The organism is Streptococcus suis (genome assembly GCF_002960445.1).
GTDB classification, from domain to species: Bacteria; Bacillota; Bacilli; order Lactobacillales; family Streptococcaceae; genus Streptococcus; species Streptococcus hyiners.
In genome coordinates, this window is record NZ_POJD01000151.1 from 1 (window position 1) to 3,170 (window position 3,170).

The following is a 3,170-nucleotide window of genomic DNA, read 5'->3' on the forward strand; positions in this document are numbered from 1 at the left end:
ATAGTTCCGACTGATATAGATTATCATGTAAGAAAGCCAAGCGCAAGGGAGTATGATGATTGCTGCAATGAATTTTGGAATGTAACACCTTATGTTATTAAAGGATTGTGCCGCAAAGAGATACTGTTTGCAATCGATCATCTGAACCAGATTCTACGGTTTGAACTACTTAGGATGATGTCGTGGAAGGTTGGGATAAAGACAGAATTTTCATTAAGTGTTGGGAAAAATTATAAGTATATTAACAAATACATTGATGAAGATCTATGGAATAGATTATTATCTACATATCGCATGGATTCCTATGAAAATATTTGGAAGTCATTATTTATATGCCACCAATTGTTCAGGGAAGTGTCCAAAGAGGTAGCAGAACTACTGGGGTTTGATTATCCAGAGTATGGTAAGAACATAACAAGATATACCGAGGACATGTATAAAAAATATGTTGAAAATGACTATTTTTAAAGATTAGCAAAGATTATTAACCATAAGCAAGGGGTGTAAATGTATGGAAAGTACTGATGTTATAAATGAAATTAGAGGTATATTACCTCGTAACTCAATTGGAAAATATGATTTACTAACTATTTTTACACATAAAACCGTTTTTGATAAAATTGTAAAAGTACTATCATTGGATTTTCAAAATAAAGTAGATTATGTGGCTGCCCCAGAAGCAATTGGATGGATACTAGGCACTGCCATAGCCAAAGAACTTGGAGTGGGGTTTATTGGAGTAAGAAAAGGTGATAAGCTGCCATACGCAAAAGAAGAGATTATTTCGACACATTTTACCGACTATTCAGGTCAAGATAAAAGCTTTGAAATATCTAAGAGTTCTATTGTGAGGAACAAAAGAGTTTTGATTGTAGATGATTGGATAGAGACAGGTTCTCAAATGAAGGCTTTAATAGCTTTGTTAGAGAAATTGGATTGCAGCATTATTGGGTTGGCTACTATTGGGATTGATATAAATGAGGTTACTCAAAAATGGATAGACAGCAGTTTTGTAGCTTATATTGGCTCAAACATATAATAAACCGAAAGAAAATCTTGAATCAAAATTTTGGATGGCGTTAATTTACAATACAACGAAAGATGTTTACTCTTTTTTTATAAATTTTAAGAGGCGTTAAAAAACAGTTTTCAGACGAAAGGAGATCGAAGTTGAGTATAGATTTAAGTAACAAAAAAATTCCGAAAGAAGCAATTCAAGCATTAAAAACTATAGCGGAACTACTTGATAATATGTTAATTGGGGTGTATTTGTATGGTTCGGCAGTAATGGGTGGTTTACGTATGAATAGCGATGTAGATATTTTGGTAATAACAAATCAAAGTTTATCTGAAAAAACTCGAAGGAATCTTACAAATAGGTTAATGCTTATATCTGGGAAAATAGGAAACATAAAAGATATGAGGCCTCTTGAAGTTACGGTCATAAATCAAAAGGATATTGTCCCTTGGCATTTCCCCCCCAAATATGAATTTATGTATGGCGAGTGGCTAAGAGAGCAGTTTGAAAAGGGAGAAATTCCTGAGTCGACTTATGATCCGGATTTAGCAATACTTTTAGCACAACTAAGAAAAAATAGTATTAACCTTTTGGGACCAAAGGCAACAGAAGTAATTGAGCCTGTGCCAATGACAGATATTCGAAAAGCAATTAAAGAATCGTTGCCCGGGTTGATAGCTAGCATTAACGGTGACGAACGCAATGTGATTTTAACTTTAGCCAGAATGTGGCTGACAGCATCTACTGGTGAAATTCGCTCAAAAGATCTGGCAGCTGAATGGGCGATACCTCAATTACCCGATGAGCATGCTACTTTACTCAACAAAGCGAGAGAGGCTTATTTAGGAGAGTGTGTTGACAAGTGGGAAGGAATGGAATCTGAGGTGGCTGAACTCGTTAATCATATGAAAAAGTCTATAGAGTCTTCCCTTAATCTCTAAAAGGCTGGTGTTGAGAATTCCATTGATAGGTTCTCTCATACCGAAATTTCTTAAAATGGTCAAAAACCGCTGGATATGTTCCCGTCTACCGATAGTTCCAAAAATGCTGCTGATATGTTTCCACAGACGGGCAAAGTAATATGACATCAATGCCATCAACTCGAGCCAGCAGTATATGTGATGAATCTATACTTTGATTGATATGTTCCCTCAAACGAAAGGATATGTTGGATATGTTCCCAAATACGAACGTAGATATATTCCCCATAACCACAGGAGTTGAAAATGCTGTTTTGACAGCTATCACCTCATCTCCAAGCACGTGGAGTGTGTTACTCTGCTCGTAAAAGCTTAGAAACCTTTGAACGAAAGGGATAATGAAAGCCTTGATTGCAAGGCTTTTTGCTTTATGGTGGGTAAGTATCAGAGTGAGAAAATTTTTGGAATGAGTAGAAGTGATAGCTAGAAATTATCAGTTTCTATTTCCATTTACCCTGTGGGTACGTGTTTGTTTCCATTGACAAGGAGTTTGTGGGAATAGAAATGTACCCACCTTGTTTGAATCAAGTGAAGTGTAGTTGAAGGAAATCTGTTGAAAGCAATACTTCATTTTACCGAATAAGTAATAATTTAGGCAACTTCAAATCGATTAAAAAAAACTATTTTAAAGGTTAAGAGTAGACAAAAATTGTCCACTCTTTTTTGTAAACTCAATTTATCAATAAATGAAATGAGGGAATGTAAAATGAAATATTTTGAGGTTGAGTTAGAAAATCCTGATGAATTTTTTAAACTACAAACAGAAGATTTTGTGAAAGCTAATCGCTTGCTACTAAGGAAGATAATCCAGAGCGTTACAGTCTATGAAGAACACTTCGTCATATCCTTTAAATCTGGCATCGAATTGGAAGTATGAGACTCATTCCATAACTTTTATATTGAACATATCATCTTGTTGTGTTATTCTATAAGACGGTTCGTGTTCGTGCTGACTTGCACCATATCATAAAAATCGAAACAGCAAAGAATGGCGGAAACGTAAAAGAAGTTATGGAAATAAGACTTAGAAGCAAACTTAAGAGTGTGTTGATAGTGCATTATCTTAAAATTTTGTATAATAGGAATTGAAGTTAAATTAGATGCTAAAAATTTGTAATTAAGAAGGAGGGATTCGTCATGTTGGTATTCAAAATGCGTAATGTAGATAAAAC

General features: G+C 34.8%; 5 protein-coding genes. All 5 read left to right on the plus strand.

Annotated elements, in window-relative coordinates; genetic code table 11:
* Positions 1–468, plus strand: a 468-nt coding sequence (locus tag C1G53_RS06380) for an aminoglycoside 6-adenylyltransferase (protein WP_161499110.1), incomplete at its 5' end; no start/stop codon positions are given.
* Between the two features lie 43 nt (positions 469–511).
* A complete protein-coding gene (locus tag C1G53_RS06385) occupies positions 512–1,039 on the plus strand; it encodes a phosphoribosyltransferase family protein (RefSeq protein WP_002294507.1) in 528 nt (175 codons plus the stop codon).
* A 131-nt stretch (positions 1,040–1,170) separates the two neighbouring features.
* A complete protein-coding gene (gene ant(9) / locus C1G53_RS06390) occupies positions 1,171–1,959 on the plus strand; it encodes an aminoglycoside nucleotidyltransferase ANT(9) (RefSeq protein ID WP_099807233.1) in 789 nt (262 codons plus the stop codon).
* Positions 1,960–2,704: 745 nt separating this feature from the next.
* Positions 2,705–2,875 carry a hypothetical protein gene (locus tag C1G53_RS06395; RefSeq protein ID WP_014638243.1) on the plus strand — a complete coding sequence of 57 codons (171 nt, stop codon included), beginning with the start codon at positions 2,705–2,707 and terminating at the stop codon, positions 2,873–2,875.
* Positions 2,876–2,916: 41 nt separating this feature from the next.
* Positions 2,917–3,087 (plus strand): MLS leader peptide, encoded by a 171-nt coding sequence (locus C1G53_RS06400; protein ID WP_277941103.1) that lies wholly within the window; start codon positions 2,917–2,919, stop codon positions 3,085–3,087.
* The last annotated feature ends 83 nt before the right edge of the window (positions 3,088–3,170 follow it).